At 45.3% G+C, this 15,310-nt stretch carries 28 protein-coding genes; 16 read left to right on the top strand and 12 right to left on the bottom strand.

Features of this window, described 5'->3' with window-relative positions; all coding sequences use genetic code 11:
* Position 1: 1 nt before the first annotated feature.
* The 12 genes from LU290_RS05025 to LU290_RS04970 all read right to left on the bottom strand — a co-directional run bounded on the left by LU290_RS05025 (position 2) and on the right by LU290_RS04970 (position 7,162).
* Positions 2–1,420 carry a DUF935 domain-containing protein gene (locus LU290_RS05025; RefSeq protein ID WP_277809448.1) on the bottom strand — a complete coding sequence of 473 codons (1,419 nt, stop codon included), beginning with the start codon at positions 1,418–1,420 and terminating at the stop codon, positions 2–4.
* Between the two features lie 72 nt (positions 1,421–1,492).
* Complete coding sequence (locus LU290_RS05020; protein WP_277809447.1) at positions 1,493–2,707, bottom strand: terminase large subunit domain-containing protein; 1,215 nt, start codon at positions 2,705–2,707, stop codon at positions 1,493–1,495.
* On the bottom strand, positions 2,704–3,213 hold the full coding sequence (locus tag LU290_RS05015) for a phage protein Gp27 family protein (RefSeq protein ID WP_277809446.1): 510 nt from the start codon (positions 3,211–3,213) through the stop codon (positions 2,704–2,706). The genes LU290_RS05020 and LU290_RS05015 overlap by 4 nt, the downstream gene beginning before the upstream one ends.
* A gap of 54 nt (positions 3,214–3,267) precedes the next feature.
* Positions 3,268–3,576 (bottom strand): Mor transcription activator family protein, encoded by a 309-nt coding sequence (locus tag LU290_RS10700; protein WP_277809445.1) that lies wholly within the window; start codon positions 3,574–3,576, stop codon positions 3,268–3,270.
* Positions 3,577–3,623: 47 nt separating this feature from the next.
* Complete coding sequence (locus tag LU290_RS05005) at positions 3,624–3,893, bottom strand: DUF3310 domain-containing protein (RefSeq protein WP_277809444.1); 270 nt, start codon at positions 3,891–3,893, stop codon at positions 3,624–3,626.
* Positions 3,877–4,047 (bottom strand): hypothetical protein, encoded by a 171-nt coding sequence (locus LU290_RS05000; RefSeq protein ID WP_277809443.1) that lies wholly within the window; start codon positions 4,045–4,047, stop codon positions 3,877–3,879. Before LU290_RS05000 ends, LU290_RS05005 begins: the two co-directional genes overlap by 17 nt.
* Positions 4,047–4,457, bottom strand: a complete 411-nt coding sequence (locus LU290_RS04995; protein ID WP_277809442.1) for a hypothetical protein — start codon at positions 4,455–4,457, stop codon at positions 4,047–4,049. Before LU290_RS04995 ends, LU290_RS05000 begins: the two co-directional genes overlap by 1 nt.
* A 172-nt stretch (positions 4,458–4,629) precedes the next feature.
* The gene (locus LU290_RS04990; protein ID WP_277809441.1) at positions 4,630–5,232 is read right to left on the bottom strand and encodes a hypothetical protein; all 603 of its coding nucleotides are present in this window, start codon (positions 5,230–5,232) and stop codon (positions 4,630–4,632) included.
* On the bottom strand, positions 5,201–6,277 hold the full coding sequence (locus LU290_RS04985) for a DUF1376 domain-containing protein (protein ID WP_277809440.1): 1,077 nt from the start codon (positions 6,275–6,277) through the stop codon (positions 5,201–5,203). Before LU290_RS04985 ends, LU290_RS04990 begins: the two co-directional genes overlap by 32 nt.
* A complete protein-coding gene (locus tag LU290_RS04980; RefSeq protein ID WP_277809439.1) occupies positions 6,274–6,777 on the bottom strand; it encodes a DUF1376 domain-containing protein in 504 nt (167 codons plus the stop codon). Before LU290_RS04980 ends, LU290_RS04985 begins: the two co-directional genes overlap by 4 nt.
* Positions 6,777–6,938: a hypothetical protein gene (locus LU290_RS04975; RefSeq protein WP_277809438.1), complete on the bottom strand. Its 162-nt coding sequence runs from the start codon at positions 6,936–6,938 to the stop codon at positions 6,777–6,779. Before LU290_RS04975 ends, LU290_RS04980 begins: the two co-directional genes overlap by 1 nt.
* Before the next feature lie 2 nt (positions 6,939–6,940).
* A complete protein-coding gene (locus LU290_RS04970) occupies positions 6,941–7,162 on the bottom strand; it encodes a Cro/CI family transcriptional regulator (RefSeq protein WP_253223501.1) in 222 nt (73 codons plus the stop codon).
* A 155-nt stretch (positions 7,163–7,317) separates the two neighbouring features.
* Here LU290_RS04970 and LU290_RS04965 point away from each other — a divergent pair, with 155 nt between their 5' ends.
* The 16 genes from LU290_RS04965 to LU290_RS04900 all read left to right on the top strand — a co-directional run bounded on the left by LU290_RS04965 (position 7,318) and on the right by LU290_RS04900 (position 15,302).
* Positions 7,318–8,064 (top strand): helix-turn-helix domain-containing protein, encoded by a 747-nt coding sequence (locus LU290_RS04965; protein ID WP_277809437.1) that lies wholly within the window; start codon positions 7,318–7,320, stop codon positions 8,062–8,064.
* A 47-nt stretch (positions 8,065–8,111) separates the two neighbouring features.
* Positions 8,112–9,170 carry a hypothetical protein gene (locus LU290_RS04960; protein ID WP_277809436.1) on the top strand — a complete coding sequence of 353 codons (1,059 nt, stop codon included), beginning with the start codon at positions 8,112–8,114 and terminating at the stop codon, positions 9,168–9,170.
* On the top strand, positions 9,167–9,625 hold the full coding sequence (locus LU290_RS04955) for a hypothetical protein (protein ID WP_277809435.1): 459 nt from the start codon (positions 9,167–9,169) through the stop codon (positions 9,623–9,625). Before LU290_RS04960 ends, LU290_RS04955 begins: the two co-directional genes overlap by 4 nt.
* Positions 9,622–10,236, top strand: a complete 615-nt coding sequence (locus LU290_RS04950) for a hypothetical protein (RefSeq protein ID WP_277809434.1) — start codon at positions 9,622–9,624, stop codon at positions 10,234–10,236. Before LU290_RS04955 ends, LU290_RS04950 begins: the two co-directional genes overlap by 4 nt.
* A 136-nt stretch (positions 10,237–10,372) precedes the next feature.
* Positions 10,373–10,723: a helix-turn-helix domain-containing protein gene (locus LU290_RS04945; RefSeq protein ID WP_277809433.1), complete on the top strand. Its 351-nt coding sequence runs from the start codon at positions 10,373–10,375 to the stop codon at positions 10,721–10,723.
* Positions 10,723–11,067, top strand: a complete 345-nt coding sequence (locus LU290_RS04940) for a hypothetical protein (protein WP_277809432.1) — start codon at positions 10,723–10,725, stop codon at positions 11,065–11,067. Before LU290_RS04945 ends, LU290_RS04940 begins: the two co-directional genes overlap by 1 nt.
* Positions 11,039–11,272: an ImmA/IrrE family metallo-endopeptidase gene (locus tag LU290_RS10665; protein ID WP_370688546.1), complete on the top strand. Its 234-nt coding sequence runs from the start codon at positions 11,039–11,041 to the stop codon at positions 11,270–11,272. Before LU290_RS04940 ends, LU290_RS10665 begins: the two co-directional genes overlap by 29 nt.
* 148 nt (positions 11,273–11,420) lie before the next feature.
* Positions 11,421–11,570 carry a hypothetical protein gene (locus LU290_RS04935; RefSeq protein WP_277809431.1) on the top strand — a complete coding sequence of 50 codons (150 nt, stop codon included), beginning with the start codon at positions 11,421–11,423 and terminating at the stop codon, positions 11,568–11,570.
* 354 nt (positions 11,571–11,924) lie between these two features.
* Positions 11,925–12,095 carry a hypothetical protein gene (locus LU290_RS04930; protein WP_277809430.1) on the top strand — a complete coding sequence of 57 codons (171 nt, stop codon included), beginning with the start codon at positions 11,925–11,927 and terminating at the stop codon, positions 12,093–12,095.
* On the top strand, positions 12,092–12,328 hold the full coding sequence (locus tag LU290_RS04925) for a hypothetical protein (protein WP_277809429.1): 237 nt from the start codon (positions 12,092–12,094) through the stop codon (positions 12,326–12,328). Before LU290_RS04930 ends, LU290_RS04925 begins: the two co-directional genes overlap by 4 nt.
* A 10-nt stretch (positions 12,329–12,338) precedes the next feature.
* On the top strand, positions 12,339–13,142 hold the full coding sequence (locus tag LU290_RS04920) for a PD-(D/E)XK nuclease-like domain-containing protein (protein WP_277809428.1): 804 nt from the start codon (positions 12,339–12,341) through the stop codon (positions 13,140–13,142).
* A gap of 10 nt (positions 13,143–13,152) precedes the next feature.
* A complete protein-coding gene (locus tag LU290_RS04915) occupies positions 13,153–13,428 on the top strand; it encodes a hypothetical protein (protein WP_277809427.1) in 276 nt (91 codons plus the stop codon).
* A complete protein-coding gene (locus LU290_RS04910) occupies positions 13,425–14,414 on the top strand; it encodes a RecT family recombinase (RefSeq protein WP_277809426.1) in 990 nt (329 codons plus the stop codon). The genes LU290_RS04915 and LU290_RS04910 overlap by 4 nt, the downstream gene beginning before the upstream one ends.
* Positions 14,411–14,641 carry a helix-turn-helix domain-containing protein gene (locus tag LU290_RS04905; protein WP_277809425.1) on the top strand — a complete coding sequence of 77 codons (231 nt, stop codon included), beginning with the start codon at positions 14,411–14,413 and terminating at the stop codon, positions 14,639–14,641. The genes LU290_RS04910 and LU290_RS04905 overlap by 4 nt, the downstream gene beginning before the upstream one ends.
* A 93-nt stretch (positions 14,642–14,734) precedes the next feature.
* Positions 14,735–14,965 (top strand): DUF551 domain-containing protein, encoded by a 231-nt coding sequence (locus LU290_RS10660; protein ID WP_370688555.1) that lies wholly within the window; start codon positions 14,735–14,737, stop codon positions 14,963–14,965.
* A complete protein-coding gene (locus LU290_RS04900) occupies positions 14,895–15,302 on the top strand; it encodes a hypothetical protein (RefSeq protein WP_277809424.1) in 408 nt (135 codons plus the stop codon). Before LU290_RS10660 ends, LU290_RS04900 begins: the two co-directional genes overlap by 71 nt.
* The last annotated feature ends 8 nt before the right edge of the window (positions 15,303–15,310 follow it).

Here is a 15,310-nt window from a genome sequence, read left to right as displayed (position 1 = left end):
CTTACACCCCTTGCACTTCATCCATCACTTGTAAGCGTGATAAGGTGTCAGCAATCCACAGCATCTGCGTCAGCTTGTCTTGTAATTCATCAATAGTCATCGCAGGATATAGTGCCGCCAAACGCTCAAGCAGCAGCGTTTCATTATCCAGCGCACCATCAAGCTCACCAAACTCTGTCAGCATGGCACTAAGCTGTGCTTGCAGCGCATCATCGCTTGGCATCCCTAAGCTTAGACGGTCGGATAAATCTGCTGGCAGGCTTGCATTTTCGGCAAATTCTGCCGATTTGGTCGGTACAGGCGCTAAGCGAAACTCATCGGCAGATAGATTATAGGCTCGCTCAAAGTACACATCGGTGAATGACACGCCAAGATTGCCTAGGATCTGATCTCGCTCAGCCAATTCTCGACTGCCCAGCGCTTCTTCATACAGCACAAACTTCGGCGGTGTACCAGCGCCAAAGTTTAGCGTATCAATCATCTCAAGCAGTGCATTGAACGCCTGTGACACGATGCGACAGTCAGCATCACGGATGTCGCTTGTGACTTCAAGCCCTGCGGTCGCTGATGCGTGGGTGGAGTCTTTTTCGGTGGACTGGTCTTGACCCAGCAGTGCGATATTGATTTCACTGCGACAATAGCGGATAAAGTCATCATAGACCTGTGATGAGCCTGTCTTGCCAGTAGCTTCCTTGATCTCGACACTACTATCATCAGGGATGGTGGCCACCGCATTACCCATCAGATTCTCCAGTGCATCCAGTAGGCGGATGATGTCTTCATCGGTATTACTGCGTGGTTCACGGCCAATAATCCACGGTGAACCAAATTTCTCAGCAAACTCCGCCCAAAACTTCAATCCGCCCCGCTTAAAGATAGTCGCCCAATACACGCTAGATAGCTCGGCTGTACCATAAGGATTGGTAAAGCTTGCGCCATGCCTAGGGCAGATGAATTTAAACTCAGGGACGGGCAGCTGCTTGCTGTCTTTGAGATAAATCAGCGCACCATCAACATCAAAGCCGAACCACTCTTGTGGCTTGGCAATCACCGCCGTCGGTAACCAATACCGATCAAGCGACCAAATCACTTCCATCGGCTGATAGCCAAACAGCACCGCGTCCATCATAGTTTCAATCAATGATGGCACATCAAGCGCTTCTAAGGCGTCTGTTAGCAGACTGACTTGTTTGTCATCATCACCATCAATGCGCCAGCTCATCCGAGATACCGCCGCCTTGCGTCTGCGTACCGCCCCTGCCACGATCGGATCGATAAGTAGCTCACGATAGGCGCTCACAGACCGACCAAGCTTTTGTAAAATCAAATCAGGATTGGGCAAAGCACCGAAGTACTGACCCAAAAAATTGTACTCTAAGTTGGCAATATGTCCTGTTAATACGGATGCTTTTGGTTTCATAAAAATCCTTGGGTAAGTCGGCTATTTCGACGCACAGGACGGCTGCCGACACGCACCTGCCCTGTATCATTACTAGCGGCATTCAATGCCAAAAAAACACGCCCATGTCCTATCGGCGTGACCGCTACTATCTGACTCTGCGACAAATCGTGGCGCACCTGTGGCAGAGCTTTGTTTTTTGAGCTTATGCAAATCTTCTCGAAGTTCGCCATCGCCTTGCGGTATGCGAATTTTACGATCTTCAAAGGCCTGTTTGCCGATTGTTGCCATCGCAAGCTTGGATGATAGGGTAAACATCACCCCTTCGACACGGGTGCTGCCATAGCGTTTTTGCGCATCTTCGACAGGCTTTTCGCCCATACCTGTCTTATCGATACAGCAGCGGATGACCCGATAACGATTAAAGACATCATCAAGCAAGTCATCTTGCTCAGCAAAGCTAATCCTACGCCGTGTGATCAGCTCTCGCGTCCAATACACATCACCCACTTCTTCGATGACCCAGATGACAAATAAGTCATTGCGAGCGCCAATATCCACGCCCACATAGCACGGATTGCCACTGTACAGCTCAGGCTTACCAGCATCGATATGCTCCACGCTGTCGATGAGCTCATAAGACAGCCAAGCCGACGCTTCATCCAGCCACTCCAGCTCAAACTCTTGTTGCCAAGCATCACTATCATTTAAGCCTTGCTTTAATTCATCAATTTGTCGTGGCAAACCATCCGCCAACGCTTGATAGATATCCACCGTATGCTTGGACCACTGCGGATTGTCATCGGTCATCAGCTCATAAAACTTATTGCCCTTGCCATTGGGCGTACTCACCACTCTTAGCTTCCACCCTGCCGATATCACAGGGAAAAGCGCCTTCCAAATCTCACGGCTATCGGCGTGAAAGGCAAACTCATCCAAGAACACGTTCGCACTAAAGCCACGAGCCGTATCAGGATTGGCAGGCAGTGCAGTAATCTTTGAGCCATTTGGCAAGATGACTTCAAGCGCATTGATGGTTGGGCTAAATGGCACTTCCATAATCTGACAAGCAATGCCAAGCGCTTCTAAATGCCGCTTTACCCCTTCATTGATGGCTTCTTTGGCTTGGCGCTCACCACGAGACAGAATCACCCAGCGTGCCTTTTTGCCGCCTAGCTCCGCCTGCATACAATCCAGCACGATTTCTAATGTGGTGGTGAAGGTTTTGCCCGTTTGCCGTGCAAACATCCCCACCTTAAAACGGCTCTCATCATTCAGCCAGCGTTTTTGGTACGGGTATAAAATCACAGCCCATACACCTGCTTGATATGGTCAAAGACAGTGGCAAGCGTTGGCTTATCGTTGTTCGGGTCTTCTTCAAGCTCTGCCTGCAAACGAGCCATATCCTGCTGAAATTTCTTGGTATCACGGCTGGCTTTGGCAAGCTCGCTCACCGCTTTGGCAGATTTAAAACACAACGGCAGTGCCTCTTCGGGCGGCACATCAAGCGCCATCAAACCCTGGAAAATCTCAGACTGCACAAATCGCACCGTCGCTTCAGACAGCAAATCCTTGTCATCACCCACTTGCTCGTTGATGATTTTGGCGGTCAATAGCGCATCTTCGATGGCTTGCACCTTGCGTTCAAGCTTTTTGCTGTATCTTTGAGCACTGGAGCGACTGATTTGATAGCCAAGCGAATTGAGCCAATCTGCCAAGGCTTGATATCCAAAAAAGCCTTCGCTAATTAGCCGTTCGTTCAGTTGCTGTCTGTGCTCATCACTGAGCTGATCAATTGCTGTTTTTTGTGCCATAACTCACCAAAAATCATCCAAACCCACTGTATCCCAAATTCCCCATTCTGTCTTTTAAACAACTTTAAAAAAGATTGGGCTGCTGCTGTTTTCTTGCCCTAGCCAGCACTGTATAAATATATTGCAAGGACAAACCAAACTGCTTAGCCAGCTCATGCTGATTATGCCCTGTAAATGCCTGTATGATCTCATGATCTCGCTGACGCGCCTGCCACAGGGTGTTTTGGTGATATAAATCATCGACCCATCCCAATGCTCGGACAATCGATAAGCGATCTCATTAGCCACCTGCTCTGCGATGGCAGCATCAATGCCCAGTGCATCCATCATCGCTATCGCTCCATAGCTTCTGATGTCATCCATGCACTGATTGCCTTGTTGGCTGTATTTACCGGTCATAACACCCCCTTTTATTCTTGGCTTAGCCGTTTGATTTCGTCTTGGATATACCACGCCGCTTTTTGTAAGTCTTCCACTTCTTTGGCAGGGTCTTTGAGTCCTGCGCGCATCAGATACTTCACCGCATTACCACGGTTGAAGTTCATGTGGCGAGTGATTTGGATGGTTTCAATCCCACTTGGTTGACTGGTGTAATGCTTAGGATGATTGATTGGGTCGTGTGCCACAGGTGCAGATTGATAGATGATTTCGTCATCTTTGATTTCAGTTACTTCTTTCATCTTTATCTCTCAACTGTTTAAACTCACTGATAAATTCATCCCAATCCATCTCATCTTTCTTGTTATCGATGATGACAGTGGCGATGCCTGTTCTGTCATTCACGCCCAGCACCTTGGCGTATTGGCAGGTTTTAGGGTTGTAGTAATAACGCATCATCGCCCCCAGATCAGCATGGCCGCATCTCGTGCGTGCTCACTGGTGCGATGTGCCCAGCCTGTGTATCGCTTGAACGCATCAGCACTCAGCTTGGTTTTGTTGTTCTTGGGTGCGATAAGCTCAAATTGGATGTCGTGATGCACGCAGAACTCTTCCCAGATACCGCAGTCACGCTTGACCGAACCCACGCCCTGTAGCTTCTCACGGCCACTGGTAACCCATTTACGCTGTCTGGCATCTTCGATATAGACGATAAGCGATTGGTCTTGGCTCTTAGCCCATTTGGCAGTGTGTGCGACGGCTTCTAGCGCTTGTACGATGCTGTAGGTTTTGACTTCGTATAGCACGCCATCAAATGACTTGGCAAAGCCTGTGTTCGTTCCAGGGTCGATACCAATGTAAATCATGTTCTATCTCCATCTTTTAGCCTTGCACGATAAAATTTATAAACGCTACAAGCCTTTCTCGTTTCATCATTTCTGACACCGCTGTAGTACATATTTCGCTTGCACATCACATCGTCATAATCCAATGTTGTGATGCTGTGCCAAAGCTTGATATCAATTTCTTGTCTAGGTCTCATTTTCTCTGCCCTCTAAGTTTTGCAAATATCTCATTGACAAACTCATCACTTGCAGGGATGTGTGGTTTTTGACTCGCCTGCGCCGTAATAGCGATGGGCGCTTGATACTCTTGGCAGGTGATGCCATCACGCACAAGCTGACTGATGATGGCTTGATATTCGCCCTTAAACGCCAATTCCGCCTTAGTGCGGTCACTGGCAGTATGAATATATCGCCAAGCCTGATAAGTCGCATCATAGGCTTGTTTGATGGCCACAGTGATCGGCTGTGATGGGTCGGCCAGCCATTTTTCTAGGCGGTGCAATGCTGCGTGTTTATCGACATAGCCATCGGCGATGGCATTGGCATTATCAAATCCATCCAAGCCCCTGCACCACTTGGCAAACATGGCAGGATCAGGGCAATAGCCCATCTGCTTGATTTTATCAAGACCGACATTCAGCTGAGCTTGGGTCAATCCCTGCACACAAAAGCGATATCCTGCGACAATCTCGGGCATGGCAAGCCCATCAAAGGTTTTTTCAAATGAGCGTGGTACGATGGATTTGATCATGGCGGTCAGATGCTCAGTGTTGTTGATTGGTACCAGATTGTTCATAACTCACCCCATTGACGGTTGATTGATAAAAATTCAAATCATGCTCAGATGGCAACTCACCAAATTCATTGACTGGTGCTATCATTGCCAAAGCTCGTAGCTCATCCATGCGGTTGGTGGGCAGTGCCTGTGGTTTTTCACGAGCAAGCCACTGCCTGAGCTTGGATTTGCGGATGGCATCGGTATTGAGCGGTTTGCCAAGCTGTGCTTGCTGCTCGTAGTACGCCTTAAAATCACCAATGGCAGTATCATACTGAGCTTGGCTCAGCGTGCGATTAATCCCTGATCTGATCAGCTCTGATTGCATTTCTTCGATGGGTGGTGCTTGCCAAGCCATCAAATCGCCGATTTTTTCAAAAATTTTCTCGCGCGCGTTTGTGTGTGTATTTATATCTTGGTTATTGGTTAATGGTTCTTGGTTATTAGACGGTTTTTGAGCGTTACCATCGTTACCCAATGCGTTACCATCGTTATTACCGACGGTGTTTGCAAAATGTCGCTCGTGCAATGCTCTTAGTTCTGCAATTGGTGTATTTGCTGGCGTTTCAACACCTGCAGTAGCCAAATCAGATAGTAGTTTTTTGCGCTCAGCTTTGGCTTTTGCTGTGCGTTCTGCGTTACTCAGTGGTTTCCCTGTGTTACCCAATGCGTTACCATCACCGTTACCATCGTTACCCAATGCGTTACCAATAGTGTTACCAGTGTTACCAGTGTTACCAGTGTTACCAGTGTTACCTTTCTTGATTTCCCACTGAATTGCTTTGATTTGTCTATCCCAATCAGCATGACGGTAAGAATTTCCATTCTTCTTAAATTTGTCCTTGAGCAGTAATTTTAGGGCGCTGATTTCTTCTTCGGTACGGCATGACAGGCGATAGCACAATAATTCAAAATCGCTTACATCAATTTTGCCATTATTTGCACTCGCATCACTAAAATATAATGTTCGTAAATCTAGATAGATACTGCGCTCAAGTCGGCTCATGTGTTTGGTTTGACTGTCCCAATCACTAAAATTGTGGTTGATATAATGAATAGTTGTCATTTCAGCCAATCCTCCAACAATTTGTTGTTTTTGCTACAGTTGCAACTTTTGCAAGCGGTGGCTAAGTTGTCAATATCATCCGAGCCACCTTTTGAAATTGGAAGAATGTGGTCACACTCAAGCTGAACATTTTTTACGCCACAATAAACACATGTAAAATTATCTCGTTGAAATACTCTCATTCTGACATATTTCCATTTATGCCATGGCATGCGCTCACCTATACCCAATTCTCGGTCAATACGCTTGTTGTGATAACAACTCTTTCCATGTTCGTCTGTTTTGAACACAAAAAACTCATCCAGCACATTTTGCAGTGCTTGCATTTCATCATCACTGGACAATAGCAGTTTGCGTGCGATATGGGTGATATCACAAGGGAATGGCTTTTCAGTCAGATAGTACCAGTCAAGTAGCGACCGATAGATGTAGTGCTCAACTGGTGACAGATGGGCGGTTTTTGCCCGATAGTCTTTGATGTTGAAATTATAAAAATGCATCACGCCCCCTTTTGTTTTCTGCGTTGGCGTTTGTGATGGGCGGCACTGATGGCAGGCGAGATTGGCTTTGCAATCCTATCCATACCATTACCATGGCGTGCCAGCCATGCATCCGATTCACGGACGCAGGACTGGTCTTTTGGACGGCTGAAGGTGGTCATATTCATCCTTGATACTTCGGCAACAGTTCGCTTTCTGAGAATGCACCTTGACTGGCTGTTGCAAGCTTTTGGGCGTGTGTCGTTTCACCTGTGTAGTCGGTGCGTGGGAAATAGCCACGCTCTTCCCACTTTTTCACCGCCATATAGGTAACGCCCGTAATGCTGGCAACTTTCTCTCGACCGCCGAAATGCTTGACCACATCTCGGACTGGGTTTTTATTCATTCTTTCACCTTGATATGATTAAACCAATAATATCGCTAATTAAACCCTAAGTTTAAACAAAAGTCAAGAATAAATATACCTTTGGTTGCTTTATTTTTCTATACTTTTGGTATAATATTATACTTAAGGTATAGTAAATTTTGAGGACTAACACCATGTCAGATCTTGTTTCAAGAATGCAGCAGGCTTTGGATCATTCAGGCTTATCTTGGTCAAAAGCAGCCATCGAAGCGGGCAAATCCGCCCAAGCTGCATCCAAGTGGAAAAAGGGTCAGATTGGCAAAGATACGCTTGAGCAATTCGCACAAGTAACAGGTGTTAATGTTGGTTGGCTTTTGACCGGCCAAGGCTCAATGACCGCCGATACCCCACCCCAAGCCGATAAATCCGATGTGCTTAATGACCTAAAAGCGCAGATTGCCGCACTACAGACTGGCGGTATATTGACCGATGAGCAGGCGCATGACATTGTCGATACAGTGCGCATTGCCATGCCTGCCAATGATGTACCACTCATCAGCTGGGTGGCGGCTGGCTCATGGTCAGAAGTTTCACCTGTGACCCTAGATGATGCCTTGGGCTATTATCCACGCCCACGCAATTTATCAGCCGACGGCTTTGCACTCAAGGTGCGTGGTCGCTCAATGCTGCCCAAGTTTGAGCCTGATGACATCATCTATGTTGAGCCAAATATCTCAACGCTTGCGCTCAAAGACGGGGATTTGATCGTGGTGCAGTGCAATGATGACACCGAAGCGACATTTAAGCAGCTCGTACTTGGTGAAACCGAATCCGATATGTACCTAAAGCCACTCAATCCTGACTGGCCAGAACAAAAGATGCTACCGATGGGCGAATGCCGATTGGTGGGTAAGGTGGTTGGGAAGTTGGTGGAGTATTGATTCCTTAACTATCAATTTTCAATATTAATAAAACATTGAGGTGAGATATGCAGACAAACTTTGAAGATAGAAAATTTTTCATCAAACAAGCGATTAACTTCTATAAAAATCGCGGATATACACTAAGAAATGATATTAATCCCATATTAGAAAAAGCTGGATTGGCAACCAAGCGTTCATGGGATGATACCATTCGCATGATTGACAATCTATCCGAATCTGATATCAATAATGACATTATTGCAAAAATCACTTCTGAAATCGCACAAGATTTGATGTCAGTTATCTTGTATCGAGATAAGATTGCGTTTATCTATGAAGATCTAGAAAACTTGGATGAAATCCATTCTGCTATTAATAATGCGTCCACACCATTCAATAACGACTACAGCTCCATTATGGACAAGACGGTGGATTTTAACTGTGTAAAAATACAAGAGGATGGCATCGATTTCTATCTTTATAAGTCAGAAAGGGTACTACCTGTCAAGATTGACCTTGGTGTTTATGCACTTAAATCAGAACACTTGGATGAAGATTTTGAGCGTGTTATTGCTTACAAGACAATTGAAATTACAGCTTTTGACATGCTGATATTTGACAAGAATAACAAACGCTTGATTCTTTCTGCAGATTTAGCAAGCAAATCACCAGTTGAAAATCTTCAAGCTCAAATTGCCAAACTGGTGCGTATTATTCGCTCAGAAGTAAATGCTACCAATAATGATTCTGCAGGACAAGTAATCAAGGATCTGGGGATTGACTTATTTCCCTGTATTGAGAATCTATACAAGGAGCCAGTTGGCAAAGTGAAAGAAATGGCATTTGCTGATGATGAAGGTGTATCACATCGAGCAAAAGTCAGACATGGCATTGAAGATGCTCGAGAGACTGCTTATCATACGGCAGGTGCTAAGGCTGCGGATGTCAGTGTATATGACATATATAAGGCATATCAGAAAGAAAATGAAGTTAGCATTGGTATGCCGTGGCAGCAGTTTCAAAAAGATATATTGGTTGTGTCTTATGCCAAAATTTCATGCAAGAGCCATCAGGGATTTTGTGATATAATAAATAAGCTCGTCACCTTCTCTAAGAAAAAATGACAAAACATGATATTGTGCAGCTGTACCTTGACAAAATCAGTCAAACACATGGCTGCACCCATGAGTCTGAAACATATTCTTCGCTAAGAAATATATTAGATTTTTTGGCAAATCACGCACGTCCAAACACCCTGCTCTATCTTAATTATCATCGATTAAAGCAAATAGCCCAACTACAAGGCGATGATGAAAGCAGTGTTCGTATTCTCAAGCTTACACTATATATACTATCTGATCCACAAATCAATGTACTAGAACAGATGTTTGAAGTACATAATGATTTATCAAATGAAAGCATCTCCATGGACTTTCAGGAATTTAGTCAATATATTATCGATGGCTCACGATATATCCACCCAATTACCGAGCAGGAAGTGGATGCTAAGACTTTCTCGGATGCTGTAACTAGCTATTTTAAAATCTCTCAAGATTTTTGCCAAGAGGTGATGTCTTGATGATTAGCTTCCAATTTGACCTAACAGATCCACTCGAACAAAGCCTGTTTAACCGCAAAAAAGCTATTAGTGAGGGTGATTATGATGGGTTTACAGACCAATTAAATAAAGATGTTGAATTTCAACTTTATGAGCTGACATCAAATGCCAACCAGTGGTATAAGGCTGGAGAAGATCAAATTACCACTTGCTTGGTCACAGCATTAAAGGCCATGGGGTATAATGCTAGTCACGATAGCAATCACAATGGCCATGTGGACATCAATATTCAATGTGGAAAATTCAAATGGCTTGGTGAATGCAAGCTCCAAAAAGGAGATGAGAACACTTATAAAGGCTTCAATCAACTAACCACGCGTTATAGCCGTGGCAATGATTGCGAGTACAGAGGCGGAATTATCGTCTATCACCAGAATTCACACAAAACCGCACTTGATTCTCTACAGGGTTGGAGAGACTATATTGGCAGCATTAAAGATCCTGTAATTGATTGTTCCAACATTCCGAATCGCAAGCTATACTTCGATAGCACCCATAACCACATTTATTCTGGTTACGATTACCACATCCGTCACTTTTGGGTAAATCTTTCACACAATCCCAAAGCCTAAGCCCACCAAACCACCCCCGCGGGTGGTTTTTTATTTAACATATTTTAAGATTTTTTCTTGACAAATAATTATCCTATAGGATAATATATATCTGACAAGATTTATTTCTTGCTCAATCATCATTAGGAGCTGTTTTATGGCAACCGTTACAGAATTTGGTAAAATGCTTAGAATATTACGCATTGAACATAATATCATGCTAAAAACCATGGCGGAAAATATTGGCGTATCTGCACCTTATTTGTCAGCAATTGAGACCGGCAAAAAGCCAATTAATGCCAATTTGCTAAACAAAATTATTGACTATCTTGGGCTATCCGCACAACAAGCCAATGAACTTGTTGCAGTAGCAAGTACGCTTGATCAGGATATTGTCATCAAGCCCGCCAATGACTGTGAGGCAGAGCTGGCATTAATGTTTGCACGGAAACTAGACAATCAAACACTAGACATTAAAAAAATCATGCAGTTTTTAAAGGAGGTATAATGTTAAATAATCTGCATTTATACAATAAAGGCGTGCGTGTCAAACCACGAAGCAAGCATGAGATTAGAGGCTTTGCCCGTCTTGTTCGTCAGCATTTTCAAGACGACATACACAAACCCTTTGATGTATTAAATTGCCTTGAGATTGATTTGCCCAAAGCCACAGCCTATGATTTTTCTTTTGAACCAAAGGAAAAAGGCTACATGAAAGATGTGGAAGCGTCTGTATCACCGGATGATATGGTAATGTACATTAGACAAGATGTATTTGACGCCTTGTATAATAATGACAGTCGTGCAAGATTTACTATAGCTCATGAATTTTGGCCATTTGTTCATGCATAAAGGTGTCGCAACCACTCTGAATCGCAGCAACCCATCAGCACACAAACCTTACGAAGACAGTGAATGGCAAGCCAACCAGTTTGCTGCTGAGTTATTAGCACCTCTAGATGGGTGTGTTGGGCTATCTATTGATGAAATAATGAAAAAATACAATATCAGCTACCAGTGCGCAGCACTAAGGTATAAAGAATGCAAAAGCCGATAACTTATTGCTAAGCTATCGGCTTGGGTGCTGTTAAGTAACCGAGCGGCACGCTCAAAAAACTATACAACATGATGTGAGAGTCAATATTGTATCAAGTTTTTGGGTCATAAATCAACTTCGGTTACATTTTTGTAATAGGAGTTCGGTTATGAACTTAAAAAATGTGGCGAATAAGCCCGCCCCAAAAGGCTTTAAATGGGTCTGTTGTCGCACTCGAAAAGTGCGAGGGTCATCTGGCAAAGTTCTGGATGCGCACGACTACGGTTATGAAGCATGGTGCTTTTTAGTGCGATGTTGATTGACCTGTAATACAAGCACTGCTTGGACGATCTTGTGAATACAAGGTCGTTTTTTTACCCCCCCAAATTCACCGCCCTTTGATTGGGCGGTTTTTTTTATTTCCAAAATTTCAATAAAACCAATGGTTTATAAAATATTTAAACCCAAAGTTTATATTTTGGGCTAAAATGGGTTTACATAAATTAAACCTATGGTATAATACGCCCATCAGCCAATGAAACTGACCCAAATTATTTAACAGCATAGATCCTATCGAGCCCACCGTGATAGACAACAAACGGAGGCAAATAAGCTAATCAGCTACTGGCAATCGCTTTGGTTGCCAGTGTCAGGTTAACTAAGGAGATACGCCATGCAAAACCCTATCCGCCCAGTACAACTCATTCTTAGCTTACTTGGCATGATGCTACTGATGAAAGGCTGTCTACATGCCTTTGACAAAGAGATGCAAATCCAAGAAGAGCTTGGACGCCAGTATTATCAAGAATCCATCCGCCTACAACAGGAGAACCCAAACCCATGAAAACTAACAAACTTCGTGAACGCCACATTGATCGTGATATCGTTACTTTTATCGTGCGATATAGTGTAACACCCATCACATTGCAAAAAGTCATTCACTCAATCTTGATTGACTTAAAGTGCGGTAGTGAACCTCAGTATCTAATCTGCAATCAAAAAGAAACTAGAGAACACTACACCAAGCTACTCAATCTACAAGATTTTGTATTTTTTCAAGATGTATTCCACATTTAGGAGCAGTCGCATGATCCATTACCACCTATCCAACGCCGAATACCACGCCCACCCTGCTGTCTCATCAAGCCAGCTCAAGCATATGCTACGCACGCCAGCACACTTTAAGGCAAGCCTTGAGACATCCAAAGAGCCGACCGAAGCAATGAAATTGGGCTCACTGGTGCATACGCTACTGCTTGAGCCACATCTGATCGATGATGAGTACACCGTCATGCCCAAGTTTGACCGCCGCACCAAGCAAGGTAAGGCAGACTATGAAGCCTGGCTTGAGCACAACAGTCACAAGACGGCCATCACCGCCGAGCAGATGGACACCGCCATCAATATGACGGACAGCCTAGCGACCAGCCGAGTGGCACAGCTACTCAAGGTCAATGAGACAGCCTGCGAAGCGTCGATTTTCTATACCGACCCTGCCACAGGTATTGATTGCCGTGTGCGTCCTGACTTTATGATTAAGCCGTGTGATGCTTTCCCAAATGGCTTGATTGTGGACCTAAAGACCACGGACAACGCCAGCCCAACAGCGTTTATGCGTACGATTACCAATTTTGGCTATCATCTGTCAGCGGCGATGTATCTTGATGGCTATGAAGCCGAGTTTGGCGTACGCCCTGCCTATATTTGGCTGGTGGTTGAGCGAGATGCACCCTATGCGGTGGCAAGCTACACACCGAGCGATGAGATGCTAGAGCGTGGCAAAGCCGACCTAGACACCGCCCTGGCACGGCTCAAGGCTTGCCGTGATGCAGACAGCTACCCTGCTTACGGCAGTGAGATTATGGCGATTGATTTGCCGAAGTGGGCATGAGGAGAAAGTCATGAATAAAAAACACGCCCAACAGCAATTTATCACTGGGCTCAAAAAACAGCTTACCCTAGCCCATCGCATGATTGAAGAGCTTAAAAACGCCAATCACGCCATGAACCTGCATATCCAAGACCTAAAGGATGAAGTCAGCACAGGCAACCAAGCCATCAATGAACTGGCTGGCATCATCCGTGAGATGGACTTGATGATCATGCACCCAGATGGTGCTGTCATCAGCCACTTTATCCAAACCTATCGTGAACATAAATTAGGAGTTACGCAATGAACGAACTTGCCACCACCCAAAACCAAATCGTCCTAGATGATGGACTGTTTGACAAATGCCACCGCCTAGCTGAGATTATGGCATCAGGCTCATGCACCATCCCCAAGCACCTACAGGGCAAGGTGGGCGATTGCTTTGCCATCATCGGTCAGTCAATCCGTTGGGGCATGGACCCTTATGCCGTTGCCCAAAAGACCCATCTGGTCAATGGCACACTTGGCTATGAAGCACAGCTGGTCATTGCCGTGATTAATGCCAAAGCACCGATTGTTGGGCGGCTTAAGTTTGAGTATTTTGGCGATTGGTCAAAGGTCAAATCCAAAGATGATAAATCCGATGATGTCGGCGTGGTGGTATCAGCCATCATGCAAGGCGAGAGCGAGCCGACCACGCTATCGATCAGCATGGCGCAGGTGGGCACAGTGCGAAATTCGCCACTTTGGACTGCCGACCCACGCCAACAGCTTGCCTATCTGGGTGCCAAGCGTTGGGCACGCCTGCACTGCCCTGATGTCATCTTGGGCGTTTATACCCCTGATGAGCTGGCAGATACCGCACGAGAGCCAAAGCCCATCAATGCGACCGTGACTGACATCAATGCCATGGTAAATCAAGCGGTGGCACAGGTGAGCGTACCCACTGCACCTGTCGCGCAGATTGAGCAGATGGACACCGCCAAGCTTGCCGAGCAAATCGTCACAGCCGATGACATCACAAGCCTAGACGCACTGGCACAGACCATCGGTCAGTACCGCCAAACAGGGGCAATCAATGACGATGAGCGCACGATCCTTGGCAATGCATTCAAGGCACGCAAGCTATATCTGACCATGCGTGATGACATCGCGCAGGTGATGCTCGATGAAGCCGAGACCGCTCGCCGTATGGTGTATGACAACCAAGCCAAGCTATCGCCAGATGACTTTGAGAGCTTGGACAATCATTTGGATTATCATCTCAATCAACTGATGGAGCAACAGAAATGAGCTATCGCACACAGATTTTAGACCATCTGATGGCAAGCGATACGCTAGACCCAATCAAAGCACTCAACCTGTTTGGGTGCTTTGCCCTGTCTCAGCGCATCACCGATCTCAAAAAAGAAGGCATCCCCGTCAAAACACAGATGGTCACCGCCAAAAGCGGCAAACGCCATGCCATCTATTGGCTTGAGCCTGACTATATCCACAGCCAAAAGGAGCAAGCGGTATGAGTGATTGGATTAGTGTTAAAGATAGATTGCCAACAGAAAAAAGATGGTTTTGTTTTCAGTCGTCATGAGATTAACAGAAAAGAAGTAGAAGTTATGGTTTATACACCCAAGGGGACTGGTAGTTGCATTTCTATTGATAATTTTATCTTTGGCGAGAATTGTTTTCTTTTTGATAAATATACTGATTTGATAGTCACCCACTGGATGCCATTGCCTAGTCCACCAAAGATGAGCCCATCACGGAGCTACTCACATGAAATTCCGCAAACAAAAACTTGCCAAAAAAGCCAAACAAGGCCTGCGCAATTATCAGCGCAAGCTTGACCATGAAATCAGACTACAATTAGAGCTTGGCACAGAACGCTTTGGCTATTGTCAATTCCCCCTGTACGGTGTCAGCGCCCGTGAAGTCTTTTCCCGTAGCACTTGGTTTGGTGATTGGCAACAAGACAAGCCACCACAAGGCAAGCGCGTGTATCACATTGAGATTGTGATTAAAGAAAAGGTGGTCAATCGCACTTTTGTCGATGGCTATCGCACCGAACCCTGCAATTTTGGAGATATTTACGGCGTGGTGGTCAATCATTTGGATGAATTGTACGAGCAAAACCCACAGCTAAGCCCAGACAGCTATCGCAGTTTTGCGAGAATTAGAACATAAATGGAGCT

Origin of the sequence: Moraxella nasibovis, from assembly GCF_029581575.1 — a bacterium.
Taxonomy (GTDB): domain Bacteria; phylum Pseudomonadota; class Gammaproteobacteria; order Pseudomonadales; family Moraxellaceae; genus Moraxella; species Moraxella nasibovis.
Note: the sequence above shows the minus strand (reverse complement) of the source record. Positions and strands in the feature narration are given on the sequence as shown.